Annotated in this window: 28 protein-coding genes; 21 read left to right on the top strand and 7 right to left on the bottom strand. The window is 47.8% G+C overall.

Annotated elements, in window-relative coordinates:
* Positions 1-11: 11 nt before the first annotated feature.
* The 14 genes from ACFQ45_RS02785 (at position 12) to ACFQ45_RS02850 (ending at position 13,903) form a co-directional block, all read left to right on the top strand.
* Positions 12-1,229: an aminotransferase class V-fold PLP-dependent enzyme gene (locus tag ACFQ45_RS02785; protein WP_377365114.1), complete on the top strand. Its 1,218-nt coding sequence runs from the start codon at positions 12-14 to the stop codon at positions 1,227-1,229.
* A 9-nt stretch (positions 1,230-1,238) separates the two neighbouring features.
* Positions 1,239-1,586, top strand: coding sequence for a HesB/IscA family protein (locus ACFQ45_RS02790; RefSeq protein WP_377365116.1), 348 nt, complete (start codon positions 1,239-1,241; stop codon positions 1,584-1,586).
* Between the two features lie 3 nt (positions 1,587-1,589).
* Positions 1,590-2,120 (top strand): putative Fe-S cluster assembly protein SufT, encoded by a 531-nt coding sequence (gene sufT / locus ACFQ45_RS02795; RefSeq protein WP_377365117.1) that lies wholly within the window; start codon positions 1,590-1,592, stop codon positions 2,118-2,120.
* 101 nt (positions 2,121-2,221) lie between these two features.
* Positions 2,222-2,647 (top strand): SufE family protein, encoded by a 426-nt coding sequence (locus ACFQ45_RS02800; protein ID WP_377365119.1) that lies wholly within the window; start codon positions 2,222-2,224, stop codon positions 2,645-2,647.
* Between the two features lie 18 nt (positions 2,648-2,665).
* Positions 2,666-3,817, top strand: a complete 1,152-nt coding sequence (locus tag ACFQ45_RS02805) for an IscS subfamily cysteine desulfurase (RefSeq protein WP_377365121.1) — start codon at positions 2,666-2,668, stop codon at positions 3,815-3,817.
* A gap of 154 nt (positions 3,818-3,971) precedes the next feature.
* Positions 3,972-4,379, top strand: a complete 408-nt coding sequence (gene ndk / locus ACFQ45_RS02810; RefSeq protein ID WP_377365123.1) for a nucleoside-diphosphate kinase — start codon at positions 3,972-3,974, stop codon at positions 4,377-4,379.
* Positions 4,380-4,533: 154 nt separating this feature from the next.
* Positions 4,534-5,649, top strand: a complete 1,116-nt coding sequence (gene rlmN, locus ACFQ45_RS02815) for a 23S rRNA (adenine(2503)-C(2))-methyltransferase RlmN (protein ID WP_377365125.1) — start codon at positions 4,534-4,536, stop codon at positions 5,647-5,649.
* Between the two features lie 317 nt (positions 5,650-5,966).
* Complete coding sequence (locus tag ACFQ45_RS02820; RefSeq protein ID WP_377365127.1) at positions 5,967-6,941, top strand: RodZ domain-containing protein; 975 nt, start codon at positions 5,967-5,969, stop codon at positions 6,939-6,941.
* 9 nt (positions 6,942-6,950) lie between these two features.
* Positions 6,951-8,063, top strand: a complete 1,113-nt coding sequence (gene ispG, locus ACFQ45_RS02825) for a flavodoxin-dependent (E)-4-hydroxy-3-methylbut-2-enyl-diphosphate synthase (RefSeq protein WP_377365129.1) — start codon at positions 6,951-6,953, stop codon at positions 8,061-8,063.
* Between the two features lie 12 nt (positions 8,064-8,075).
* Positions 8,076-9,356, top strand: coding sequence for a histidine--tRNA ligase (gene hisS / locus ACFQ45_RS02830; protein WP_377365131.1), 1,281 nt, complete (start codon positions 8,076-8,078; stop codon positions 9,354-9,356).
* Between the two features lie 40 nt (positions 9,357-9,396).
* Positions 9,397-10,038 carry a YfgM family protein gene (locus ACFQ45_RS02835; protein ID WP_377365133.1) on the top strand — a complete coding sequence of 214 codons (642 nt, stop codon included), beginning with the start codon at positions 9,397-9,399 and terminating at the stop codon, positions 10,036-10,038.
* A gap of 1 nt (position 10,039) precedes the next feature.
* The gene (gene bamB, locus ACFQ45_RS02840) at positions 10,040-11,170 is read left to right on the top strand and encodes an outer membrane protein assembly factor BamB (protein ID WP_377365135.1); all 1,131 of its coding nucleotides are present in this window, start codon (positions 10,040-10,042) and stop codon (positions 11,168-11,170) included.
* Between the two features lie 97 nt (positions 11,171-11,267).
* Positions 11,268-12,608, top strand: coding sequence for a ribosome biogenesis GTPase Der (der, locus tag ACFQ45_RS02845; protein WP_377365137.1), 1,341 nt, complete (start codon positions 11,268-11,270; stop codon positions 12,606-12,608).
* Positions 12,609-12,778: 170 nt separating this feature from the next.
* A complete protein-coding gene (locus ACFQ45_RS02850; protein WP_377365139.1) occupies positions 12,779-13,903 on the top strand; it encodes an enoyl-CoA hydratase/isomerase family protein in 1,125 nt (374 codons plus the stop codon).
* Here the strand turns inward: ACFQ45_RS02850 and rsmS are convergent.
* Positions 13,866-14,039: a pleiotropic regulatory protein RsmS gene (gene rsmS / locus ACFQ45_RS02855; RefSeq protein ID WP_377365141.1), complete on the bottom strand. Its 174-nt coding sequence runs from the start codon at positions 14,037-14,039 to the stop codon at positions 13,866-13,868. The genes ACFQ45_RS02850 and rsmS overlap by 38 nt on opposite strands.
* Before the next feature lie 106 nt (positions 14,040-14,145).
* Here rsmS and tmpT point away from each other — a divergent pair, with 106 nt between their 5' ends.
* From tmpT to ACFQ45_RS02875, 4 genes are all read left to right on the top strand, one after another.
* Positions 14,146-14,784, top strand: coding sequence for a thiopurine S-methyltransferase (gene tmpT, locus ACFQ45_RS02860; protein WP_377365143.1), 639 nt, complete (start codon positions 14,146-14,148; stop codon positions 14,782-14,784).
* A gap of 100 nt (positions 14,785-14,884) precedes the next feature.
* Positions 14,885-17,164 (top strand): YgiQ family radical SAM protein, encoded by a 2,280-nt coding sequence (locus ACFQ45_RS02865; RefSeq protein WP_377365145.1) that lies wholly within the window; start codon positions 14,885-14,887, stop codon positions 17,162-17,164.
* Positions 17,165-17,405: 241 nt separating this feature from the next.
* A complete protein-coding gene (locus ACFQ45_RS02870; RefSeq protein ID WP_377365147.1) occupies positions 17,406-18,005 on the top strand; it encodes a YitT family protein in 600 nt (199 codons plus the stop codon).
* Positions 18,006-18,509, top strand: coding sequence for a GNAT family N-acetyltransferase (locus ACFQ45_RS02875; RefSeq protein WP_377365149.1), 504 nt, complete (start codon positions 18,006-18,008; stop codon positions 18,507-18,509).
* An 85-nt stretch (positions 18,510-18,594) separates the two neighbouring features.
* Here the strand turns inward: ACFQ45_RS02875 and ACFQ45_RS02880 are convergent, their stop codons facing one another.
* The 4 genes from ACFQ45_RS02880 to ACFQ45_RS02895 form a co-directional block, all read right to left on the bottom strand.
* Entirely contained in the window at positions 18,595-19,179 is a 585-nt protein-coding gene (locus ACFQ45_RS02880; protein ID WP_377365151.1) for a fasciclin domain-containing protein, read from the bottom strand.
* Positions 19,180-19,262: 83 nt separating this feature from the next.
* The gene (msrB, locus tag ACFQ45_RS02885) at positions 19,263-19,742 is read right to left on the bottom strand and encodes a peptide-methionine (R)-S-oxide reductase MsrB (protein WP_377365153.1); all 480 of its coding nucleotides are present in this window, start codon (positions 19,740-19,742) and stop codon (positions 19,263-19,265) included.
* Between the two features lie 92 nt (positions 19,743-19,834).
* The gene (locus tag ACFQ45_RS02890) at positions 19,835-20,512 is read right to left on the bottom strand and encodes an anti-sigma factor (RefSeq protein ID WP_377365155.1); all 678 of its coding nucleotides are present in this window, start codon (positions 20,510-20,512) and stop codon (positions 19,835-19,837) included.
* Positions 20,509-21,051 carry a sigma-70 family RNA polymerase sigma factor gene (locus ACFQ45_RS02895; protein WP_377365159.1) on the bottom strand — a complete coding sequence of 181 codons (543 nt, stop codon included), beginning with the start codon at positions 21,049-21,051 and terminating at the stop codon, positions 20,509-20,511. Before ACFQ45_RS02895 ends, ACFQ45_RS02890 begins: the two co-directional genes overlap by 4 nt.
* Positions 21,052-21,261: 210 nt before the next feature.
* On the opposite strand from ACFQ45_RS02895, the gene efpL reads away from it, so the two are divergent.
* Positions 21,262-21,834: an elongation factor P-like protein EfpL gene (gene efpL, locus ACFQ45_RS02900; RefSeq protein WP_377365161.1), complete on the top strand. Its 573-nt coding sequence runs from the start codon at positions 21,262-21,264 to the stop codon at positions 21,832-21,834.
* 69 nt (positions 21,835-21,903) lie between these two features.
* On the opposite strand, the gene ACFQ45_RS02905 is transcribed toward efpL, so the two are convergent.
* Positions 21,904-22,959, bottom strand: coding sequence for an SO_0444 family Cu/Zn efflux transporter (locus ACFQ45_RS02905; RefSeq protein WP_377365163.1), 1,056 nt, complete (start codon positions 22,957-22,959; stop codon positions 21,904-21,906).
* 11 nt (positions 22,960-22,970) lie between these two features.
* Positions 22,971-23,405, bottom strand: a complete 435-nt coding sequence (zntR, locus tag ACFQ45_RS02910) for a Zn(2+)-responsive transcriptional regulator (RefSeq protein WP_377365165.1) — start codon at positions 23,403-23,405, stop codon at positions 22,971-22,973.
* Positions 23,406-23,624: 219 nt separating this feature from the next.
* Here zntR and ACFQ45_RS02915 point away from each other — a divergent pair, with 219 nt between their 5' ends.
* Positions 23,625-25,373, top strand: coding sequence for an AAA family ATPase (locus tag ACFQ45_RS02915; protein WP_377365167.1), 1,749 nt, complete (start codon positions 23,625-23,627; stop codon positions 25,371-25,373).
* Between the two features lie 35 nt (positions 25,374-25,408).
* Positions 25,409-26,740: a cobyrinate a,c-diamide synthase gene (locus ACFQ45_RS02920; protein ID WP_377365169.1), complete on the top strand. Its 1,332-nt coding sequence runs from the start codon at positions 25,409-25,411 to the stop codon at positions 26,738-26,740.
* The last annotated feature ends 1 nt before the right edge of the window (position 26,741 follow it).

The raw sequence follows: 26,741 nt of genomic DNA on the forward strand, positions 1-26,741 counted from the left end.
GCGAGAAAGCTATGAGTCTTGATGTTGCTGCGATACGTGAGCAGTTTCCAATCTTAAAACGAGAAATCGACGGTAAGCCGCTTATATATCTCGATAACGCCGCGACCACACAAAAGCCGCAGTGCGTAATCGATGCGCTGGTTGAGTATTACACTCAGTATAATTCTAACGTCCACCGTGGTGCCCATCGGCTAGCGGATGAGGCGACACGTAAGTTTGAAGGCGCCCGCGACATCATTAAAGACTTCATTAACGCGCCAAAGCGTGAAGAAGTGATTTGGACTTCTGGTACGACCGAAGGCATCAATATGATTGCTAACGGTTTAGCGAAGCTTCTGACTGCTTCCGATGAAGTGATTGTGACAGGCATGGAGCATCACGCCAATATTGTTACTTGGCAGCAAGCTTGTAAGGCCGCAGGTGCGACCTTACATACAGTGCCTGTGACTGACAAGGGTGAGTTAGACTTAGAGGTTTACTCGTCTTTATTAAATGAAAACACCAAGTTAGTGGCGTTCCCCCATGTGTCTAACTCATTGGGCACTGTGAATCCGATTAAATGGATGACGGAGCAAGCAAAACGCGTTGACGCTTGGGTATTGGTGGATGGCGCTCAAGGCATTGCTCATGGCAATGTGGATGTGCAAGACATTGGCTGTGACTTCTACGCTTTCTCAGGCCATAAGATTTATGGTCCCATGGGTGTTGGGGTGCTTTGGGGGAGGGCGGATCTATTAGCGCAATGGCCCGTTTGGCAAACTGGTGGTGAGATGATCGCTACGGTGACCCTACAAGACGCTACTTGGAATGTACTCCCTTATCGACTAGAAGCGGGTACACCAAATGTCGGTGATGCCATTGCATTAGGTGAGGCTATTCGATGGTTTGATGCTCTTGATCACGCAGATGTGGCAGCCCATGAACAAGCTTTGATGACTCGTGCAACCGAGCTTGCTAAGGACTTTGAAGGTCTGCGCATGATCGGCGAGGCAGAGGATAAAGTGGGGGCGTTTAGCTTTGTGCTAGATGAAGGTCATCCGGCAGACATCGGATTTCTTTTGGATCGTCAGGGGATTGCTATCCGTACTGGCGATCATTGTGCTCAGCCGCTTATGGCTCGTTTTAACGTGCCAGGTACGGCGCGCATGTCGTTCTCGATTTACAATACGCTCGACGAAGTTGAGCAGTTTTTTGCCGCATTGAAAAAAGTGCGCATGATGTTGGCTTAGGAGGACATTATGACGACAGAAACATTTGATCCCAAACAAACAGTGAGTTTGACAGACTCAGCCCGAAAGTTCTTTGCTTCTAAATTGGCGAAGCAAGAGGGTGTGGTGCGCCTGAGCACCAAAGAAAGCGGCTGCACGGGCTATGCCTATGTACTGGATATTGTTGCGGCGCCGGAGCAAGGGGATGCCTTGTTGGATTTTGATGGTATCAAGTTGGCCATTGATGATGAATCTTTGACCTTACTTCGCGGCACACAAATCGATTTGGTCCGTGAAGGTGTTAACCAGGTTGTGAAGTTCAATAATCCAAACGTCGTAGCAGAATGTGGCTGCGGTGAAAGCTTTAGCGTGAATTAATCTATGCAAAAGATGGTTGTAACTCAGCGAGAATGCCCCGCTCGACGAGTCCCTAGTGGTGAGCCCACCACCATTCCAGAAGGGCAATTTATTACGATTAACCAAGCGCTAGGTGGCAATTATACCGTTACCTTTCAAGGTAACATGCTACGCATTGATGGCACGGATGCAGATGCCATCGGGCAAGAGCCTGAAGTGCTGAGTTTTACAGACGATGGCTCTGGTCAAATTGTTGAAGATCAAGTTTGGCAGGCTCTTGATAGCGTGTTTGATCCTGAGATTCCAATTAGCTTGGTGTCCCTTGGGTTAGTTTACAAAGTCGCTATAGATCAAGAGGCTGGCAAGGTCAGCATTGATATGACATTAACCGCCCCAGGTTGTGGCATGGGGCCAGTTTTAGTGAGTGATGTGAAATACCGTGTCGCTAAGGTACCGAACGTTGAATTGGTACAGGTTGAGCTAGTATTTGATCCACCATGGTCTCGCGAAATGATGAGCGAAGAAGCTCAGTTAGAAGCTGGCTTATTCTTTTAGAACGCTTAAATACGCGTTAAAATGACTGACTATATTCCACGGCTGACGCTGACACGTCGGCCGTTTCTTTTTTTGCTTTTGCCCTGACAGAGAGGCGCATTATGTCACTACCGACTACCGAAGACATTGTTGATGACATTTCATTCTTTGATGATTGGGAAGAGAAATATAAATACATCATCGACCTAGGTAAGTCTTTACCTGAGTTTGATGATGCTTGGCACACCCAGGAGCGATTGGTCAAAGGTTGCCAGAGTAATGTTTGGATTCAGCCAGACAGCCGACAAGACCCAGAGAAAGGTGAAGTTTTGGTGTTCGCCGTAGACAGTGATGCGGTGATTGTGCGTGGTTTATTGGGGTTAGTTATGGCGGCGTACAATGAAAAAACCGCCCAAGAAATATTGGCGTTTGATATCGACACCTATTTTGCTGAGTTGGATCTTGAAAGCCATCTGAGCCCAACTCGCGGAAACGGCTTACGTTCTATTGTGGGACGTATTCAATCTATTGCTCAAGCCTCTGCATAGCTTATTCGGAGATTTAAGATGAACACTCCCGTATACCTAGATAACTCAGCTACCACTGCCGTTGATCCCCGTGTTGCTGAAAAAATGATGGCTTGCCTGACCCAAGACGGAAACTTTGGTAACCCAGCTTCTCGCTCTCATTTATTCGGTTGGCGTGCTGAGGAAGCGGTAGAAGAAGCCCGTCAGCAGGTGGCAGAGTTAATTGGTGCGGATGCTCGCGAAATTGTGTGGACCTCAGGTGCGACCGAGGCTAATAACCTTGCTTTGAAAGGTGTGGCTCGTGCGAACGCCCAAAAAGGCCGTCATATTATTACGTCATTGATTGAGCATAAGGCTGTGTTGGACCCATGTCGCCAGCTGGAGCTTGAGGGTTTTGAGGTGACTTACTTGCAGCCAAATGCCCACGGTGAAATCACTTTGGCAATGGTGGAGGCTGCACTGCGAGAGGACACTATTTTGGTGTCTCTGATGCATGGCAATAATGAGCTAGGAGTGCTGACGGATATCGCCTCGATTGGTCAATTGACCCGCGCACGAGGTATCTATTTGCATGTGGATGGTGCTCAAACCACAGGTAAGGTTGCCATAGATGTGAACGCTATGAATGTCGATCTCATGTCTCTAACGGCACATAAAACCTATGGCCCGAAGGGAATAGGTGCCCTATATGTTCGCCGTTCTCCTAAGGTGAAACTGGAAGCTCAAATCCATGGGGGTGGTCACGAACGAGGCATGCGTTCGGGAACTTTAGCGACTCATCAAATTGTGGGTATGGGTGAGGCCTTTGCAATTGCCAAGTCTGATATGGAGGCTGACAGTGCTCGCATTACGGCATTAAGGGAGCGTCTGTGGGCTGGTTTATCTGAGCTATCTGGGGTGCATCTAAATGGTGATTCTCCTAACCGCGTGGCTGGAGTTCTAAATGTGGGGTTCGATGGGGTTGATGGCGAGATTCTTTTAATGTCTCTTGCAGATATTGCTGTATCTTCGGGTTCTGCTTGTACTTCTGCCAGTCTGGAGCCGTCCTACGTATTGCGTGCTATTGGCTTGGCTGACGAGCTTGCCCATGCTTCTTTACGTCTTTCTATTGGTCGTTTTACCACGGAAGAAGAGGTGGAATTTGTTGTTACAACCCTGAAAAATGCAGTGTCTCAGTTGCGTGGCGTTTAATTACGACATTTTTTAGGGAAATTACTGAATAAATGTAAAAAAGCACGTTAGATACATACAACTTTCACAGAGACATGCGTATAATCTGCGCGCTAAACTTTTATGGTCGGGCTAACATTAAAATAGCCCATTTAAATACAATTTGGAGTTAATCATGGCGCTAGAACGCACTCTATCTATCATCAAGCCTGATGCAGTAGCTAAAAACGTAATCGGTGAAATCTTCACTCGTTTCGAGCGTGCTGGTCTTAAAATCGTTGAAACTAAAATGATTCAACTAGACGACGAGCTAGCTGGCGGTTTCTACGCTGAGCACAAAGAGCGTCCTTTCTACAAAGACCTTGTAGCATTCATGACTTCTGGTCCAGTCGTTGTTTCTGTTCTTGAAGGCGAAGGCGCTGTACTACGTCACCGTGAACTAATGGGTGCAACTAACCCTAAAGAAGCGGCTGCTGGTACTCTTCGTGCAGACTACGCTGAGTCTATCGATGCAAACGCTGTTCACGGTTCTGACTCTGTTGAGTCTGCTGCACGTGAAGTTGCTTACTTCTTCGGTAAGTAATTGTTTTAAAGCCAACCTTTTCTGATAAGAAAAGCTGGTTTAAGAGGAAGCGGGCCTATGGCCCGCTTCTTTGCAGAGGCTTCTGAAAAGCGTAATCTCTTTTCAGAAGCTTTTTTGTCTACACTTAACGCTTTAGGGCGAATGATTGAATCTTATGACTGACACCGCAAAAGTAAATTTATTAGGCCTTTCGCCAGATAAACTCATTGAGTTCTTTGAGTCTATAGGTGAGAAGAAATTCCGCGCAACCCAAGTGATGAAGTGGATTCATCAGAAGGGCGCTGAGTCTTTTGAAGAAATGACGGATGTCAGTAAAAAACTGCGTGCGAAGTTGGAGAATATCTGTGAGATCCGTGCACCAGAGATCGTAACCCAGAACATTTCTAACGACGGGACTCGTAAATGGATCATTCGGACTGAGGGTGGCCAAAATAACTGTGTTGAGGCAGTACTGATCCCTGATGGTGACCGTGCAACCTTGTGTGTGTCTTCCCAAGTGGGTTGTTCCCTTGATTGCAGTTTTTGTTCAACGGGTAAACAAGGGTTTAACCGTAACTTAACGGCTGCCGAAATCATTGGTCAAGTTTGGATTGCCATCAAATCCTTTGGTCCTATGGACCCTAATGGCCCCCGCCGTGTCACCAACGTGGTGATGATGGGTATGGGTGAACCTTTGATGAACTTCGAGCCAGTGGTTGATGCCATGACTCTGATGATGCATGACAACGCCTATGGTTTGTCTAAACGACGTGTCACCTTGAGTACCTCAGGTGTGGTGCCTCGTATGTATGACTTGGTTAAACGTACGGATGTTTCTTTAGCAGTGTCTTTGCATGCGCCTAACAACGAACTGCGTAACGAATTAGTGCCGATCAACAAAAAGTACCCTATTGAAGAGTTGCTAGAAGCCTGTCAGCACTATTTAGATAACCTGCCGGATAAGCGTCATATTACCATTGAGTACACCATGATGGCTGGGGTTAATGATCAGGAAGTGCATGCGCGTCAGCTATCGAAATTGTTAGAAAACTTGGAATGTAAAATCAACTTGATTCCATTTAATCCTTTCCCTCACTCGGGTTATGAAAAACCGTCTAACAACCAGACCCGTCGCTTTCAAAAAATCTTGGCGGATGATGGCTACACAGTAACCGTTCGTACCACTCGTGGTGATGATATCGATGCGGCTTGTGGTCAGCTAGTAGGGGACTTTATGGATAAAACCCGCCGCTCTCAAAAGTATATTGAATTACGTCAAGTCTCAGAGTGACCAATATGTGCCGCACCTTTCGTGCGGCTTGTTAGCTCTGATGTCAGTAAAATGTCAAATTGTCTTAGAAAATAGCCTCTGATAGAAAAGATTTTCGTCATTTTGGCTGTATTGGTTTGATGGTAGCGTGCAATCTTGATTTAATACAAAGCAATTCACAGAAAGCGTGTTGACATCAACATATTCAGGCGCATTTACATACCCATTTTTGGGTTTTAATTGCTAAATTTGTCTGTCGCAGCGATTCACAGCGCGAAACTGACCATACACTTTAGCAATTCAACGCTTCTGTTCGCCTGCTACACCAAGGTAACACCATGAATACTGAACTCGAGATCGATAACGTGCAACAACAGCATGATGAGGCCACCACAGATATTGGTCGTTTGCTGAAATCCAAGCGTTTGGCTCTTAACTTGCAGGAACGTGATCTTGCCACTGAGCTGAAAATCTCGATTGAAAAAGTTTACGCATTGGAAAACAACGAGTTTGAACGTTTTCGTTCGGCTACCTTTGCCCGTGGTTATATCAAGAGTTACTGCCGACATGTACAGATGGATTATAGGCCTATTCTCAAAGCCTTTGATGTGCAGCAGTCGGATCGAGAGTCCAATCTTCGCCCGGTTGATAATGTAGGATCTCAGAGCAGTGCAAAAGATCCTATTGTCTACATTGTCTCTGGTATCCTAATCGCTATTGTGGTTTTTGTGGCCTTTTGGTGGCCAACATTTACCGCCGAGTCCGAAACAGAAAGCGCCGCTAATCCGCAGCAGACAGAATCCGTACAAGAGCCAGTAGAAGATCTGCCCGATGAGCAAGATCTAGACATGGTGGCGTCCGGTTCTGAAGCGCCAGCAGAAGAGATCAGCGACACCACACCAGTCGAACAAGTGACAACTTCTCAGCCCGATGACTCTGGGGTTGTGACTGGCTTGTCTGCTGAAACGATTGCCTTATTAGAAGATGCGGGTGTTGATCCTGAGGCAGTTGTGGCCGCAACCCGCGAACCTGAAGCACCTGTGGTTCCAGAAATATCTCAAGAGCCTGCTTACCGTAATGATATCGAAGTTAGATTTAGCGCTGATTGTTGGGTCGAAGTGAGAGACAATACTGGGACGATACTGTTCTCAGGTGTAAGATCAGCGGGTAGTACATTAAAGCTAGACGGTGAAGCCCCCTATAAGGTTGTTTTAGGGTATGCCCGAGGCGTAAAAGATTTTATTTATAAAGGCGAATCATTCGACTTTTCCTCCTATGTGCGAAAAGACCTTGCTCGCTTTGAGCTGAATTAGAGAGCAATCATGCATTTCGAATCTCCTATCAAACGTCGCCAGTCTCGCCAGATTATGGTGGGTAATGTACCTGTAGGCGGCGGTGCACCCATTAGTGTGCAGAGTATGACCAACACAGAAACCTGTGATGTTGATGCCACAGTCGCGCAAATTTTGGCAATCCAAGATGCGGGCGCGGATATCGTGCGTGTGTCTATTCCGTCCATGGATGCTGCGGAAGCATTTAAATCCATTCGCCAGCGTGTGGACATTCCATTGGTAGCGGATATCCATTTTGACTACAAAATCGCATTGAAGGTTGCTGAGTACGGTGTGGACTGTTTGCGCATCAATCCCGGGAACATCGGTAACAAAGATCGTATTCGTGCGGTGGTGGATTGTGCTCGTGATAAAAACATCCCCATTCGTATTGGTGTGAACGCAGGTTCCTTAGAAAAAGACCTGCAAAAGAAATACGGTGAGCCAACGCCAGATGCCTTGGTAGAGTCCGCTTTCCGTCAAATCGAATATTTTGACGAGCTGGACTTCCAAGAATTTAAGCTAAGCCTTAAAGCGTCAGATATTTTCATGACGGTCGATGCCTACCGCAAAATTGCTAGCCAAATTGATAATCCATTACATTTAGGGATTACCGAAGCGGGTGGACTTCGTTCCGGTACGGTTAAATCTTCTATTGGTTTGGGTTTATTACTGATGGATGGTATCGGTGACACCTTGCGTGTGTCCCTTGCTGCAGACCCTGTTCAAGAAATCAAAGTAGGTTGGGATATGTTGCGGAGCTTGAAGCTGCGTAACCGTGGCATCAACTTTATTGCTTGCCCAAGCTGCTCACGTCAAAACTTTGACGTTATTAAGACCATGAATGAGTTAGAAGAACGTCTAGACGATATTAAAGTGTCTATGGACGTGGCTGTTATTGGCTGTGTGGTGAATGGTCCAGGTGAGGCAAAAGAAGCGGATCTGGGGCTGGCAGGAGGCACACCGAATAACTTGGTGTACCTAGACGGCAAACCCAATACAAAAGTTAAGAATGAAACCTTGGTTGAAGATCTTGAAAAAATGATTCGAGACAAAGCCGAGGAGAAAGAAAAAGCAGAAGCGAATTTAATCGCAAAGTCATAAGGGCAATAAACAGTGAGTCGCAAATTACAAGCTATTCGCGGGATGAACGATATCTTACCGGGTCAAAGCTCGGTATGGCAGTACCTAGAACAAACCGTATCCGATGTCGTAAGTAGCTACGGATACCAACAAATTCGTTTTCCGATTGTCGAACATACAGAGCTGTTTAAGCGTGGTGTGGGTGAAACCACAGACATCGTAGAAAAAGAAATGTACACCTTTGACGATCGCAATGGTGAATCTTTGACATTGCGCCCAGAAGGGACCGCAAGTTGTGTGCGCGCAGCGGATCAAGCGGGTTTGCTTTTTAACCAAACCCAGCGCCTTTGGTATGCGGGCCCTATGTTCCGTTATGAGCGTCCCCAGAAAGGTCGATACCGTCAATTCCACCAAATTGGTGTGGAATCCTTCGGTATGGGCAGTGCAGATATTGATGCTGAATTGATTATTCTGTCTGCTCGTTTATGGAAGAAACTAGGTTTACTTGAACACGTAGAATTGCAGCTGAATACCATCGGTGTAGCGGCGGCTCGTGAGTCCTTTAAAGGGGCTTTGGTCGACTATTTAACAGAGTTCAAAGATCAGCTTGATGAAGACAGTCAGCGTCGCTTGTCTACAAATCCACTGCGTATTTTGGATTCTAAAGACGCTAAGACCCAAGCCGTGCTAGAAAATGCTCCAAACTTGGAAGACTTCATCGACGAAGAATCTCAAGCGCATTTTGAGCGACTGCAAGCCATCTTGAAAGCCAATGATGTGCCATACGTGATCAACCGTTCCTTGGTACGCGGTTTAGATTATTACGGTCGTACGGTATTCGAATGGGTAACAACACACCTAGGGGCTCAGGCGACAGTGTGTGCTGGTGGTCGTTATGATGGTTTGGTGGAGCAACTAGGTGGTAAACCGACTCCAGCAGTGGGCTTTGCCATGGGGATTGAGCGTCTAGTGTTGTTACTTGAGACATTAGACCTGATTCCAGAAGCCGCTAAAGACTCTACAGAGGTTTTTGTGGTGAGCTTAGGTGATGCTGCGGAACTTCAGTCTTTCGTTGTTGCCGAACAGTTGCGTGATGCTCAGCAAGGCTGGACAGTACTGCGTCACTGTGGCGGTGGTAACTTTAAGAAACAAATTAAAAAAGCAGACAATTCAGGTGCTCGTTTTACCCTAATCATTGGTGAAGACGAAGTGGTGAAAGGTGTCTGCCAAATTAAAGACATGCAAACCGGTGAGCAGGAAACCTGTGAACTTGGAAACGTCGTGAGTTATCTGAGCGAAAAATTAAACGGATAATTTAAAACGATTAGCACAGTTGGACGATGAGGAAGTCAGAGTGTCTGAACTAAAAACTGAAGAAGAACAAATTGAAGCATTTAAAGCCTGGTGGAAAAAGAACGGCACGGCACTGGTCCTTGCGGTTGCAGTAGGTGTAGGTGGTTACTTTGGATGGCAAGGATGGCAAACCAGCCAAGCTAACCATGTTGCTGAAGCGTCAGCGCTGTATCAAAGCTTAACCGAAGCGGCAACAGATCTAAGCAAAGAAGACAATCAGCAAACAGTTCGCTTCGTTGCTCAACAATTGTCTGAAGACTATGAAGACACAGGTTACGCCTTGTTTGGCCAGCTTTTCTTGGCGCGAGTCGATGCAGAAGCGGGTAACTATGATGCGGCGATTAGTGCGTTAAATAAGGCTATGGATAGTTCAGAAGACGCGTCTTTTGATGCCATTGCTAAAATTCGTATTGCTCGATTACAGGCTGAGCAAGGTGACCATGGCGCAGCAATGACTACGTTAGAGAATGTGACAGGTGATGAGTTTGCTGGTCAAGTGCATGAGCTTAAGGGAGATATCCTACTTGCTCAAGGTAAGCGAGAAGAAGCGCGCTCTGCCTATGAAGCAGCCGTAGCGGCTATGGGTGCGAACGCCCAACACCCTCTATTAGACATTAAACTAAAGGATTTGGTACAAGGTTAATATGTGGAAGCCAATTATCGCCGCAGCCGTTGTGAGTGCTGTGTTGTTACAAGGGTGTTCGGTAAGACCTCCGTTGCCTGCTCCAGAACGCATGCAAAACGAAGTGTATTTTGACACATCGTGGCGTCGTGGCGTTGATGGGGGCGCTGGTGAGCAAACCGAGACCTTCAATATTGTTGCTAACGATGAGTCTTTATTTTTTGTGACTAATCGCGGTGCGGTATATGAGCTTGCTCAAGATGATGGACATCGCCGAAACTATTTCCATACTGAGTTTAAACCCAGTTCAGGTATCGCCATCGATGGCGATAAGCTGTTTTATGGTACTTTTGATGCGGAACTGATAGCGGTTTCCTTAGCAGATAAAAGTGTCTTATGGACCAAGTCTCTGACTTCAGAAGTACTATCAGAAGCTGCGGTAGGTGAAGGTCGTGTTGCCGTGCAAACCGGTGACGGTTGGTTAACTGTACTGGATGAGTCTAACGGCGGAACCCTATGGCGTGACAAAGAAGATATTCCTGCGTTAACGGTTCGTGGTACCACGGCACCTGTTATCGTAAATGGAAAAGTGATCGCTGGATTTGCCTCAGGCAAAGTGAAAGCATATGACCTGCAAAGCGGCGATATGATCTGGGAATACGCAGTAGGTAAGCCGGAAGGCCGTTATGAAATTGAACGCTTAACGGACATCAGTGGCCGATTTGTGGTGCAAGATGGACTTGTGTATGCAGTGGCATACAATGGCACTCTAACAGCCATTGCTTTACAAACCGGGCGTCCAGTTTGGCAGCGTAATATCCCAAGTGCTGTGGGTGTCGCAGTAGAGAACAATCAAGTGATCGCAGTGGATCACGAGAGTAAGGTTTATGGATTGAACGCTCGAAATGGCTCAACCCTTTGGGAAAACGATTCCTTAGAAGGTCGCGAGTTAGCAACGCCAGTATTTTTCCGTGATTACGTAGCAGTACTGGATCGCGGTGGTTGGGTGCACTTGCTAAACCAGAGCACAGGTGAAACGGGTGCTTGGATGTTGGCAGATACGGAACGCCCAGCAGGAAGCCGAATGGTGTCGAATGGAAAACAATTGTTTATACTTACACCAACGGCAAAAGTGACTGCATTGAGTTACTAATGAGTTGAGTGCTTAATGCACTCACTCTAAGCAATTTTTGAAGAGGCTGCTTCCCCTTTGGGGTTGCAGCCGCTTTGTATTTATATAGGTTGAAAGAATGATCCCAGTTATTGCATTGGTCGGTCGACCCAATGTTGGAAAATCCACCTTGTTTAACTGTCTAACACGCACGCGTGATGCGCTCGTGGCGGACTATCCTGGACTGACCCGTGACCGTAAATACGGTGACGGCAAAGCGGGTGAACATGAATTTATCGTCATCGACACAGGCGGTATTAGCGGTGATGAGCAGGGTATTGATGAGCATATGGCTCGTCAGTCTTTGTTGGCGATCGAAGAAGCGGACGCGGTACTGTTTCTAGTAGATGGCCGTCACGGTTTGAATCCTGCGGATGAGATGATTGCAAACCATTTGCGTCGTTCAGACAAACCAAAGTTTTTAGTGGTTAATAAAACTGACGGTATTAACGAAGATATCGCGTTGGCAGATTTTTATTCCCTCGGCATGGGAGAGCTGCATTCCATTGCGGCTGCCCATGGTAAAGGTGTGCGTCAGCTTATTGATACAGTGATGGCAGGTTTTGCTGAGCAAGTTGCTGAAGCCCGAAGTCAAGTTGAGTTAGGCGCCAAAGGGATTCGTATAGGTGTGGTAGGCCGACCAAACGTCGGTAAATCTACCTTGGTTAATCGCATGTTGGGGGAAGAGCGAGTCGTAGTTTATGACATGCCTGGTACCACCCGTGACAGTGTCTACATTCCATACAAGCGTCACGATAAAGATTACACTCTGATCGATACGGCCGGTGTCCGTCGTCGTAAGCACGTAAAAGAAGCGGTGGAAAAATTCTCCATCGTTAAAACACTGCAAGCGATCCAAGATGCCAACGTGGTGATTTGTGTTATTGATTCCCACGAAGACCTGGTCGAGCAGGACTTACACATGATTGGTTATGTGTTGGACGCTGGACGTGGTTTGGTGATTGCGATTAACAAGTGGGACGGTTTGAAAAAAGACGACCGTGAACACATTAAAAAAGAAGTAGAGCGCCGCTTAGGTTTCGTGCCTTATGCAAAGGTTCACTACATTTCAGCTCTGCATGGTACAGGTGTGGGTGATCTATACGATACCATCCAAGACACTTATGACTCTTGTTACGCTAAATGGTCTACAAACCGTTTGACTCGTATCTTAGAAGACGCCGTTGCAGAGCATCAGCCACCTATGGTGAAAGGCCGTCGTATTAAACTGCGTTATGCTCACCAAGGGGGCTCTAACCCGCCTCGTATCGTCGTGCACGGAAACCAAACGAATCAACTACCAGGGAGCTATAAACGTTACTTGGAAAACAAGTTCCGTACGGTTTTGAATATTACCGGCACACCGATCTCATTTGAGTTTAAGTCTTCGGACAACCCATTTGCGCCCACTAAAAAGTAGCGTGTAGGTGGTGATTTCAAAAGCCCAGTTTGTTGATTCAAACTGGGCTTTTTACATTTCTGGGGTCGACTTTAGTCATAAAAGCATTGTTCCTTGAGCTTGGATTCGCTAATTTTTAGGGTAGGACAAGAAACACTCGCCACACAATAATAACAATCTGGAGAATCCCTATGTCGCAACCCGTTGAGTTTGAGAGTCTGCCTTTTGGCTCGCGCTTTAAAATTGGTCTGGTTAGGCTGTCTTCCCCCAAATCTCTGAATGCCCTGAGCATGGATATGATTGCCCTGATAAAACTGCAGTTAGAGCTCTGGCGTGAGGATCCATATGTGGCGGCAATATGGATCGAAGGGGACGGTAAAAAGGGGTTTTGTGCTGGCGGGAATGTGGTTGATGTGTACCGTTCCCTTGCGGACAACCAAGATGGCGGTGCATTCAGCTACCGCTATTTCCATACGGAATACCAGCTGGACTATTTGATTTCCACGTATCCAAAGCCCGTCGTCTGTTGGGGGCATGGGTATGTGATGGGCGGTGGTATGGGGTTATTGATGGCGGCAGACTACCGCATAGTGACGCCATCCAGTCGCTTATCCATGCCGGAAATTAAAATTGGTTTGTATCCTGATGTGGGAGCGTCACACTTTTTAAATTTGCTTCCTGAGCATTATGCTCGTTTCCTTGCATTAACAGCGTATCAAGTTAATGCAACAGATGCCTGTGAATTGGGGTTAGCAACGCATTATGTGGCGGATGACGTGCGACATCTAGTGCTGGAAAAACTGGCCAATTGTCATCTGGAACAGTTGGACCTGGAGCGGGCGAAACTACTGATTGCGAATGTATTGCATGGTTTTAGCATGTCCGATGATTTGCCCCTATTAAAACCAGAGCTGCAATCCCATGAGAAAACCATAGAAAAACTCATGGGCGGCACTATCGAAAATATTTACCAATCCATGAGAAGTTTCGTCCCTGAGTCTGACTGCTTAAAAAATGCTCGGGAAAACTTTTTAACCGGTAGTCCTTTATCTGCTCACCTAATTTTACAGCAGTTAGAATGGGGAAAAGGCCAGCCACTGCAGGCGGTGTTCGATCGAGAAACCCTATTGTCGGTCAACTGCAGTATGAGCGGTGATTTTCAGGAAGGGGTCCGAGCGTTATTGGTGGACAAAGATAAAACCCCCCATTGGCGCTATCGAAATGTCTTAGATGTGCCCCACACTATGGTGGCTAGCTTTTTTCAGCCGACTCGTTCATTTAGTCAGCTGTCGAAGCATGGTCAGACTCTGCAGTAGTCTGTTTTTGTTGGAAGTCTCGTAACACTATTTGCAGCGCTTTAATGGCCGTGTCATCAGGGATTTGGTTTTCTTCCAATAGCGCGATCAGATCTACTGCAAGTTTAATGTGGTCGGGGGCATCGTTTAAAGACATAGAAACCTTTGTTGAATAATTGCTGTCATCTATAGGCGCTATTATGGCGATGGTGTACGCTCAATTAGGTACTGAGCCAAAAGATTAACACATCTGCGAGGTGAACGTGATTACAAACGAGTTCTGGTTAGAGCGTTGGCAAACTGGCCGCATAGGATTCCACCGTGATGAGGTCAATCCTTGGTTGATGCAATACTGGCCTTCTGTGGAACGTGGGGCAAAAGTGCTAGTGCCCCTGTGTGGCAAATCCAGCGACCTGCTTTGGCTGGCTAATCAAGGCTGCGATGTAACAGGTGTTGAGTTGTCTTCTTTGGCTGTGGTTCAGTTTTTTGGTGACAACGATTTAACCTACCAAACCGAGTCCCATGGGGATTTGAAAATTCATACCGCTGACAGCATGAGTCTCAGGATTGTGGAAGGGGATTTTTTTCAATTCCATGAGACTGGCTTCGATGCCTGTTATGACAGAGCGGCCATGGTGGCGATGCCAGAGCAGCTGCGCCAGCCTTATGTGGAGCATTTGCTTGCTCGTTTAGCCCCTGAAGCAAAAGTTCTACTTGTCGTGCTGAGTTATGATGGTGAGCAGTCTGGCCCGCCATTCTCTGTATTGGACACGGAAGTCGTTTCTCTTTGGGGAGATAAGGTTCATAAGATTGCCAGCGAAGATCTTTTACAGCTGGATGAACGATACCAAGATAGCGAGCGAACCTTTTACGAAGAAAGTGTTTGGCGCGTCATGCCATAATATCCCTATATACCTGACTAAAATTCTGGGATAATGCGACGCAATTAACGTTTCTTGTTTCACCAAATTCCCACGTGGCTCCACTTGGGATCGAGTTCATATGACCAAACGACATAAAACCGCGCCTAATCTCTTTTCATACCCAGCTTACTGGGCGGAATGCTACGGCGTTTCATCATTTTTGCCGACCACTCGAGAGGAGATGGATGCCCTAGGCTGGGACAGCTGTGACATTATTATTGTGACAGGGGATGCCTATGTGGATCATCCAAGTTTTGGCATGGCGGTTATGGGTCGACTATTGGAAGCTCAGGGCTACCGAGTGGGCATCATCGATCAGCCAGATTGGCGTAATGCTGATGATTTCATGCGTTTGGGGCGTCCGAATTTATATTTCGGTGTGACCGCTGGCAATATGGACTCCTTGATTAACCGCTACACAGCCGATCTGAAAGTACGTAATGATGACGCTTATACCCCTTATGGTATTGGCGGTAAGCGACCAGACCGTGCTGTGATTGTGTATTCCCAACGTTGTAAACAAGCTTTCCACGATGTCCCCGTAATGATAGGTGGTATTGAGGCTAGCTTACGCCGTATTGCTCAGTACGATTACTGGAGCGATGAGGTGCGTCGTTCTGTTTTGATCGACTCCACTGCGGATATTCTGTTATACGGCAACGCTGAGCGCGCTATCGTTGAAGTGACCCACGCCATTGCGGCGGGCAAGACGATGAATGAGCTGGATAATATTCGTGGTACCACTGTGGTGCGTGACACACCTCCAGGCGGTTACACTGAGATTGATTCTACGCGAGTGGATTGGCCCGGCAAAATTGAGAAAATCTACAGCCCTTACGAGTATATCCCTGAGGGCAAGTGCCAAACCGGTGAGCAAGAAGACGAAGATGTCATGCCTATCCGAGTGATTCCTGCCCCGTTACGCCGTGGTGAAAAGCTTAATCCTGAGAAAACCTACATTCGACTCCCATCGTTTGAAAAGGTCTCAAAAGATCCTGTGCTGTATGCGCATACTTCTAGAATTTTGCATTTGGAGTCTAATCCTCACAATGCTCGCGCATTAATCCAAAAGCATGGCAAAAAAGAAATCTGGGTCAACCCGCCACCAATTCCATTGGAAACTCCTGAAATGGATGGTGTCTTTGACTTGCCTTATGCTCGTGTACCGCATCCAAAATACAAGAAAGCACGCATTCCAGCCTATGACATGATTAAAACTTCCATCAACATCATGCGTGGTTGTTTTGGTGGTTGTACTTTCTGTTCGATTACCGAACATGAAGGGCGAGTGATCCAGTCCCGCTCCCATGAGTCGATCTTGAACGAGATTGAGGACATCAAGGCCAAAGTGCCGGGCTTTACTGGGCATATTTCTGATCTGGGTGGTCCAACCTCCAACATGTACACCTTGAATTGTAAGGATGATGAGATCCAAGCCTCATGTCGTAAGTTGTCATGTGTGTACCCAGAGATTTGTCCAAATCTCAAGACTGACCACAGTGCGACCACTCAGCTTTATCGTAAAGCCCGAGCGGTAGAAGGAGTGCATACGGTATCGATTGCCTCTGGCCTGCGTTACGACTTGGCGGTAGAAGATCCTGAGTACGTACGTGAGTTGGTGACTTACCATGTTGGCGGCTTGTTGAAAATTGCCCCAGAGCATTCGGAAGCCGGTACCTTGTCGAAAATGATGAAGCCAGGCATGGGGACTTACGATCGCTTCAAGCGCATGTTTGAAAAGTACTCGAAGGAAGCGGGTAAGAAACAGCATTTGATTCCTTACTTTATCGCGGCTCATCCGGGCAGTAGCGATGAGGATATGATGAACCTTGCGGTATGGCTGAAGAAAAACGACTTCAAACCGGATCAAGTACAGACCTTCTATCCATCGCCAATGTCTTTGGCAACGGCCATGTATCATTCCGGTAAAAACCCACTTCACGGGGTGACTTATAAGAGTGAAGACGTCTATATACCAAAGGATTACAAGCAGCGCACCGTACAAAAAGGCTTCTTGCGTTACCATGACCAGAACAACTGGGGCGCATTGCGAGATACTTTGCGTGCCATGGGGCGTGCTGACTTAATCGGTAACGGTAAAGGCCAGCTCGTGCCGGACGAAGAGAAAGGCAAACGTGCTTCGCGCCGTCCTGTGAAGGCTAAACCGGGTCAAAAAACGGGTGCTTCCCATACGTCTAACCGTCCCACAAATGAGAAAAACGCTGAAGCCGAACGCGCTCGTCGTAAGCAAGGGCAAGGGGCATCGTCTGGCGCAGCGAAGGGTAACAGAGGAAAAGCGGGTGGAGCTTCCAGCGTTCGCTCAAAGTCTCGAGCTCCTGTTGCCCGCCGTAGTCGCTAGTCCTCGAGGTCGCACTCGCTAGGCTTAGAGACTGCACTGAAACCTTCCATCTTGGATCATTATGCACTTCAAATGGTGCATAATGATCAAAGTTTAGGCATAATCCAGCGCGAATTGCTGGTATAAAATATGCAGCATTAAAACATAACTCGGATATACCCGCGTTATCGCCTCCAAAAGAGGTGAACGTTTTTAACTTGCGCTTAATCAAAAGTTACAGCGCTGCTTAAGGGATGTGATTATGAAATTGACTCACCAATGGCTTTCCATTGTGGAAGGCTGTATTTTGACGGCCCTCGGCCTGTATCTTCTGAACTCATCTAGCTTGCTGATTAGTGGTACAGCAGGTGTGGGTATGATCCTTTCGACCTTGACCAGTTTGACCTTTGGGCAACTGTTCTTCCTTTTGAACCTGCCTTTTTATATTCTAGCTTGGCGCGCTTTAGGCAAAGAGTTTGCTATTCGAACCTTTGTCGCAGTGAGTTTATTGTCAGCATTATCTGAGCTGTTCAAACACATTGTTTATATTGAATTGCATCCGATTGTGTCGGCGATCCTAGGTGGCTTGCTGGTGGGCTTTGGTTTGACCATTTTGTTCCGTCACAATGCTTCACTTGGAGGCTTAAATATACTCGCAGTATATTTAGAGCGTCGTTTCAAAATTCACGCAGGGCGAACTACCTTAGTGGCTGATATTTGTATTCTTATGGCGGCCGTACTAGTGCTAGATGTTTGGGGGCTGTTATTCTCGCTTCTCGCTTTTCTATGTTTAAGCTCAGTGGTAGGGCGTTACCACCGTCCACCCAAATGGGCGCAAAATACTGAGACCAAGCACGCTTAAATGAACTCCAGAAGTTTTTCAATCCATACTTATCATCCCGACGTCACGTCAGTGCGTGACGTGGTGAATGTCTTCTATCGGGCCGTTCACGGGATACCGGATTCGATTTATTCTAAGGATCAAAAATCTGCTTGGGCGCCGGACTGTATGGATATAAAAGGTTGGCGTCAGCGACTAGAGCAGGCGGCTGTCTGGGTGGCCTTGGATGATAAAAACCAAGAGTGTCTTGGCTTTATGGAACTCACGCAAGCAGGTGACATTGAGTGTCTTTACATCTGTCCTAGGGTGCAGCGACAAGGTATCGCAAAAGCCTTGTTTGTGACCGCCGCAGAGTTTGTTCGAAGCCAGTATCCTGAGAAAACCACGTGGAGCGTCGATGCTTCGGACGTCGCCTACGAGTTTTTCCGCAAACACGGCTTTATGCCTGCTAAGCGTAATCGAATTGAGCGGTTTGGTTTGGTGATGGAAAACACCACCATGACTCGTTCTCTTGCTGGTGCTTAATACTTGTCAGTGAATCAATCATAAAAAAGCCTAGGCGCTGGATTGGCCTGCGCCTAGGCTTTTTGCTATCAAATGGGGGCAGGAATTATTGCTTAGGCAGTAATACTGTATCCACCACGTGGATCACACCATTTGATTGTTTAACGTCAGCAATGGTGACAGTAGACACACGGCCGTTTTCGTCTTCAAGCATGATGGTGTCCCCTTTATAGGTCGCCATGAGTGTACATCCGCCCAATGTTGGCACTGGATGGGCGCCCATATCGTCATCAACCATGGTCATGATGGCGCCAGATAACGCATTGGTACCGACCACGTGACAAGTAAGCACTTTTTGTAATGCTGCTTTGTTCTCAGGTTTTAATAGGTTATCTACGGCACCGGCAGGTAACTTATCAAAGGCTGCGTTAGTCGGGACGAAAACAGTGAACGGCCCATCTCCTTGTAATGTCTCTACCAGTCCTGCTGCCTTCACAGCGGCCACTAGGGTAGTGTGGTCTTTCGAGTTTACTGCGTTTTCAATGATGTTCTTATTGGCGTACATAGGCGCACCACCCACCATTGGGTTGTCGTTACCTGAGTCACTCATTGCCATTGGTTGCGTGTTCGATGTTGAGCAGCCAGTGATTGCAAGAGTGGTCGCCATTGCTAGAGTTGTAAGAAGTTTCATTGTCGTTCTCCTGTGTTGTTATTAGATAACCTTTGTAAGGAGACTCACGTAGAGCATTTCAAAAAGTTTCAAAAAAATATAAATTAATTGGCTTTAAAGGTCATAGCGATACCGTTAATACAGTGGCGCAGGCCTGTTGGTGCTGGACCATCATCAAAGATGTGTCCCATGTGGCTCCCGCATCGACGGCAATGTACTTCGGTGCGAGTGACAAACCAGCTTCTATCTTCCTTGGTGGCGACAGCATTAGGAAGGCTGTCGTAAAAACTAGGCCAGCCGGTACCACTATCGAATTTTGTTTGCGAATCATACAACGCCAGATCACAGCCTTTACAATGAAAGATACCTGAGCGCTTCTCATCATTGAGTGGACTAGAGTAAGCGCGCTCGGTCGCTTCTTCACGCATTACTTCGTATTCAAAATCAGACAGCATGGCTCGCCATTCTGCTTCTGTACGAGTGATTTCAAAGTTGCCTTCAATCGTCGCCGCAGCAACGGCGGTTAGACCGCGGGCCATCAGCAGGGTGGCGATAGAGCCTTGCAAAAATGTACGTCTATTCATGATACATGATCCTCCAATTACGTCTTGTTCAGACGAAAAAAGCCAAGAAAAAATACTGTTTCTTGGCTTTAGACGTGCTGACCAGTGATTTATTACAGGGTAATGGTGTCAGCCACAGCCAATACTGGCCCAGTCGGTGCACCGGTGGGCGAGCCACCTTTGGGCTCATGACTGATTGCCATATGGGCATTGGTTAAGCCTGATAGCCATGGAACATCCAGGGTGCGTTCTTGAACGTCAGATAAGTCCAATACCCCAAGAGACATTGGCGCACCATCGCCGATGGCAACCCAAAGCTCATAATCCCCTTCAATAGCGGCTGCACCTCGTTTTGTGATGATGCGCAGAGTTTTGGATTCAGCGTCAACGAGTACGTCTACAGCTAAGTCTGTTTCTGTGGCAACTAAACTAGTTTGATAAGTAGCATCAAACGAACTAGGCACCAAGCTCCAGATACCAAAGGTTAAAAGCACCGCTGCGGCTATGGCCCAAATCGGCCTTGTTGTTTTGCGCTTGCCAGGTAACTGAGTCACCTTATTGTTGGCAGTCCCAAAGGCCGTTTGCTCGATCCGCTGCTTTAGGCTCGCGGGTGGTTCTTCACTGTGCCATTCATGGTATAAAGTCGCGAAATGCTCTGCCCAAAAAATGTAAGCAGCCTGCAAGTCAGAATCACTTGCTAATCGCGCTTCAAAGCGCTTTGCCTCGTCCGATGAGAGCAACCCAAGTGCGTATTCTGCCGCTTGTGTGTGATATTCATAGGATTCACTCATTGGCCCATACAACCTTTTAATTTCATTAGGCTGCGTCGCAGCCAAGTTCGCATCGTGTTAAGCGGTACCGAAAATTGATCTGCCAAATCGGCATAGCTTAGCCCTTCTAAATAAGCCCCTTTTACAGCGTTAGCTTTGTCTGGCTCTAGGGTTTCTAAGCACTCTTCAATGTCACGTTGAAGTTGCTCGGTTACCGCGCACTCCTCAGGGGTGGCATCGTCGCAAGCAGGGTCATAATCATCGATGGATTCCGCCTCCTTCGATTGCAATGCCCGACGTCGATCGATCGCACTGTTACGGGCCAGTGTGATCAGCCACGTCATTGGGCTTAAGCCGTTAGCTTGGTACTTCTCTGCACTACGCCAGATTTTCAAATACGCCTCTTGCAACACATCTTGTGCAAGGGCTTCGTCTTCTAATACACGTAAGCAAATACCATAAAGTTTCGCACTGGTGCGATCATAAAGGGTGGAAAATGCGGGGCGATTCCCCTGAGCGACTTGAAGTATCAGTTGCTCTATCTGTGATAGCTCACTCATTCCTAATTCCTTTGGTGAGGGTGCATGATGCCAAGATGGAGAAACACAATGTGTTCACGACACATACGAATAAAGATAGGCGTTAGATTCATTTTTGCGTGATTTTAAGCTAGATATACCGCAAAAACTGGATTAGCATCAGCAGCTGCCGCCGCGTATAGAGTGACGGTTTAAAGCATGGTTATCATGATAAGTTTAGGAAAATAGAAAATGCCGAAGGCCAGTGAAATCAAACGTAATAACGCCATTGAATACGATGGTAAGACTTATATTGTTCGTGACATCGAGCGCTCTGTCCCACAGGGGCGTGCGGGTGGTAGCCTATATCGCATGCGTATGTACGATGTTGTGACTGGCCGTAAACTGGACGAAACCTTTAAAGACTCAGATATGCTGAATATGGCGGATTTGATTCGTCGTCCGGCAATGTTTTCTTATATGGATGGGGATGATTATGTCTTTATGGATCAAGAAGACTACACGCCTTACAACCTGAATAAAGATGCCATCGCGGAAGAAGTGTTATTCTTAAACGAAGAGACCACTGGCATTCAGGTGATCTTGGTGAGCGATGCGCCTGTTGGTTTGGATATGCCGCAAACCGTTGAGCTAACAGTGCAAGAAACAGATCCTTCTATTAAAGGAGCGTCTGCAACCTCCCGTACCAAGCCTGCCTTGTTGTCTACTGGCGCGACGATTCAAGTGCCTGAGCACATTTCCACAGGTGACCGTATTCGTGTTAACGTGGAAGAGCGTAAATTCTCAGGTCGTGCTGATAAATAAGTCCAGTTACTGATAAAAAGCCCGTGTCACCTTTTGGCGACACGGGCTTTTTTAATCGGGTTGCTCTCATTAGTGGCTATGACTGTGGTTGTGACCTTGGTTGGGCATCAAAGAAAGGCCGATGCGCCACACCATCAATGCCCCGAGAATTACTCCAGAAACGATTGCGAAGATCGAGGCGTGGGCTTGTTCAGCGACATTTCCCATTAGGTCTAACTGCCAGCCTAAGGTTGAAAACAACCAATCAACGGCCCAGCCGAAGGCCAATGCACAGCCTAAAACCCCTGCTAAGTAACTCCACAAGGCACGTTTACCCAACAGTTTGTAGACCACTCCCAAAGTAGCGATGTTGGTAGCAGGACCGGCTAGCATGAAGACCAATACAGCACCCGGTGAGACCCCAGCGACCAGCAAGCCCGCTGCAATAGGGGTGGATGCGGTGGCGCAGATATACATAGGGATGGAAATAATGACCATCACCAGCATGGCGAGTAGTCCTGTTCCCCATTGCGCAAGAAAGCTCGCTGGGACAAAGGCCTGAACGGCTGCCGCAAAACCAATACCGATCAACAGCCAGATGGCAATGTCATCGACCATTTCAGTGGCGGCATAATGAATGCCTCGCTTAAAACGCTGTAAAAGAGATAATTTGTTGGGCGTCGAGTGACATGAGTTAGAGGCGCAGCAGCTTGATGTGCTCTTCGGTGCCTCTGGTAAACTCTCAACTGCTTGCTCCTTGCCAACCAGCCAGCCAGCAGTGATAGCACTAAAAATGGCGGCAATAGGGCGAGCAATGGCCATAAAGGGGCCTAGCAAAACCCAAGACAAAGCAATGGAATCTACGCCAGTTTCCGGGGTAGAGATTAGAAAGGAGGTGGTTGCTCCTTTTGAGGCTCCCGCTTTACGCAACCCTGCAGCAGCAGGAATGACACCACAGGAGCACAGGGGCAGAGGTGCGCCGATTAAGGCCGCTTTAATCACTGGGAATTTCGCATTTTGTCCCAGTTGCTTTTCCATCCACGCCATGGGAACGAATTCTTTAAGCAGCCCAGCGATAATCAGCCCGAGGACCAGCCAAGGGGCGGACTCTAAAAACAGGTCGATGAATGCATAGAACCAAGACATAAGGCCTCCCATTAATGGTGATGATGCTCAGGTTGGATGTCTAGAGACTCCGACTCTAAGGCTTGTAATATGGTGCAGTCCTCGGCGCTTTCATGGCCGCCACAGCAGGCATTGGATAGGCGTTGTAAGGAGCGCTGAAAGGTTTTTAATTCGGCTATCTTCGCAGTGACTTGGGTGAGTTTATCGTCCACCACTTCTTTAACATCTGCGCATTCGCTGTTGGCTTTATCCACCTCGATGGACAGCAGGGTTTTTATGTCCATCAAAGAAAACCCTATTGCCTTGGCCCGCAAAATGAATCCAAGGGTCGTGGCATCTTGCTCCGAATACAGGCGGTAGCCGTTATCCGCTACGGTAGAAGGGGTTAACAACCCCTGTTTTTGATAAAACCGTAAAGTGTCCGTGTTGATATCAAAGCGTTTTGCTAATTCGCCGATCCGGTACATATAGCGAGTCTCTTGATTGAATTTACATAGAGTATAAACCTTTGAGTTAACACCAAGGTCAAGCCTTAAATAAAACCTTTACTGGACGGTTTATATAGATCTCATTCATGGTGGCTCGCATGTTTTCAATTTGACTTAAAATACCGCCACAGATAAGGTTCAAGAAGAATTTCATGATGGTGTATTGCCATCGTTGCGCCGTTTAATAGCAGGTACCCCATGGCAGATTTCAAGCATTACCATTTCCCATTTACGGCAGTAGCTGGGCAAGACTCCTTGAAGTTGGCTTTGACGTTAACTGCCATTAATCCTCGTATTGGCGGTGTGCTTATCTCTGGCCCCAGAGGCAGTGCCAAATCTACCTTAGCGAGAGGTTTGGCGGATGTAATGCCTACTCAAGGGGAGCAATCGACGCCATTTGTTACCTTACCTTTGGGAGCTACCGAAGACCGCCTGCTCGGTTCTCTAGACATCGAGTCTGTGTTGCAGGATAAACAAGCCCAGTTCCGACCAGGACTTCTGGCTGCGGCTCACCAAGGTATCTTGTATGTGGACGAAGTGAACTTGTTACCGGATGGCTTGGTTGACCAGCTATTAGATGTCAGTGCCAGTGGAGTGAACCGTGTCGAGCGAGATGGGGTCAGCCACCAGCATGCGTCTCAATTTGTGTTAGTGGGCACCATGAACCCGGAAGAAGGGGCCTTACGCCCCCAGTTGCAGGACCGTTTTGGTTTAATGGTTACCCTGTCGAATCAGTACTCCCTTGAAGAGCGCGTGCAGATTGTGCGTTTAAGAGACGAATACGACCAAGACAACCAAGGCTTTTTTGACGCTTTTAAATACAAGCAGCGCAATTTGCGTTTAAGCATCAATCAAGCTCGTGAGCGCTTATCAGAAATAAAATGTGCGGATGCCTTACGCATGGACATTGCCAGTCGTTGTCAGGATGCCAGAGTCGATGGTGTGCGGGCAGACATTGTCTGGGTGCGCGCGGCTATGGCTCATGCGGCTTGGCGTGGGGCTCAAACCGTATCAATTGATGATGTGTTGGCGGTGGAATCTTTTGTCTTGGCCCATCGTCGACAAAATGCTTCTACGCCTCCTGCATCACCGCCGCCATCTTCTGCTCCGTCTCCTTCTCGACGCCCATCCGATAGCCTTCGGGAGGGCTCTGCGCCGGGAAAGTCTTCAACGTCGGCGGAGAGTGAGTCATCCGCCGAGTCTGATTGGGGAGCCATGCCCAAAGAGGCGCAGTCTACTGTTCATACATCAGGTTTTTTTAAACCCCTTGTAACCCCCGTATCTGAAGCTGCTTCATCGACTGAACAAGCAACCGTTGGCAAACGTAAAGGGAAAACACTTGGCGGGCAGCAACGGGCTAATTCGTCAAATCATGTTTCCCAAGTGGACTGGTCTCGTACCCTACAAACCAGTGCCGGTGTTTGGCCCCCTAAGACATTAAAGTTCAAGCCCAACAAGAGCGGTGCCCCCGTATTGCACCTGTTATTGTTGGACACTTCTGGTTCTACGTTGGCCGAACAAGGGTTTGGCCGTACTAAAGGCTTGATTGAGCAAATTAGCAACGCAGCCTATTTGAAGCGTGAACAAGTGACCTTAATGGGATTTGGGGGAGACTCGGTAGAGACCTTGTTAGAGAAACGTCGTGCACCATCAAGCCTATTGGCGCAACTTGACACTTTGAGCGCGGGCGGCGGCACCCCAATCAATAAAGCCTTAGAAGAACTTGGGGAGTACATTGAGCGTCAGCAAAAACAGCAATCAGAACAGCACATCACGGTGTATATTTTGACCGATGGTCGAGTGAGTGGAGCGTTAGATGTACCGTCTTTGCCGACTCAAACGGTGGTGATTGATATCGAACAAGCCTCCGTGAAGCGTGGCCGGGCAAAAGAGCTGGCCACAGCCCTTGGAGCGGATTACCTCCCACTAGAAGATTGCTTACAATAGTAAGTGTCCCAACTAATTTGTATTAAGTGTAAACCATGACTGATCACTTGGCCCATTGCCCAGCCTTATTTTTAACCGCCCCTGCGTCTAACCAAGGTAAGACGACTATTACTGCGGCCCTTGCTCGTTACTTCACGAAACAGGGCAAGGTGGTTCGGGTATTTAAAACGGGTCCAGACTACTTAGATCCCCAGATTTTGGCGCAAGCTTCTGGGCAACCCGTTGAGCAACTGGATATTTGGATGGCGGGAGAAAATTACTGCCGTCAGATGTTGTTTGAGGCAGCCCAGAGCGCTGACTTGATCCTAGTGGAGGGCGCCATGGGAATGTTTGATGGGGAACCGTCCAGTGCTGATCTTGCGGCAACCTTTGGCATCCCTATGGCCATCGTCATGGATGTTAAGGGGATGGCGCAAACGGCTGCAGCCGTGGCGTTGGGCTTAGCCCGTTTTAGAGACGATGTGCAAATTGCTGGTCTGATTGCCAATCGATGTGGTAGCGAACGTCACGCGCAATTGATTCGTGATGCTTTGCCAACAGACATTCCTTTACTGGCTTCCTTAAAGCGTGACGAAGAAGTGACCTTGCCAGAGCGACATCTTGGTTTGGTGCAAGCGGAAGAAGTCCGTGCTGAACTGGAAGCGCGTTTTGAGGCCGCTGTGGATTGGCTGGCCCAAACCAATGACTCTAAACTCTTATGCCTGCCTGAACCTGTTGCGTTTCGGGCACCAGAGCAATCAGAGCCAAGTCACCTAGAGACACCGCTGCTGGCGGGAAAAACCATCGCGGTAGCCAAAGATGCGGCTTTTAGCTTTATTTACGATGCAAACCTTAGAGCGCTTAAATCCCTTGGTGCAGAGGTGAGTTTCTTTTCGCCTTTAAAAGATGCTCTGTTACCTGAGGCAGATGCCCTGTGGTTGCCGGGAGGCTATCCTGAATTACATGCTCAAGGCTTGGCAAATAATCGCCCAATGCTAGATCAAATTCGTGCTTTTTTTGCGGCGGGTAAACCAATCTTAGCGGAGTGTGGCGGTATGCTTTATAGCCTTGAAAGCTTAACGGATCTTGAGCAGACAACTTACCCAATGCTGGGAATCTTAAAAGGGGCGGGGGCCATGCGTGGTAAACGAGGTTGTCAGGGGATGCAGAGTGCGCCCTTGCCAGAAGGTGAGATTCGCGCCCATGCTCACCATAGATCCCGCAGTGAAAATACCCCTGATCCAATTGCCCACGGCAAACGCCAGCGTCATCCAGCTCCTGGGGAAGCGATTTATCGTGAGAAAGGCCTGACGGCGAGTTATCTACATTTATTCTTTCCCTCTAATTTGGCTGCTACCGCAGCGCTATTCTCTGGGGCGGGTGAATAAC

The organism is Rhodanobacter aciditrophus, assembly GCF_042679525.1.
In the GTDB taxonomy this organism is placed as follows: Bacteria; Pseudomonadota; Gammaproteobacteria; order Pseudomonadales; family Marinomonadaceae; genus Marinomonas; species Marinomonas aciditrophus.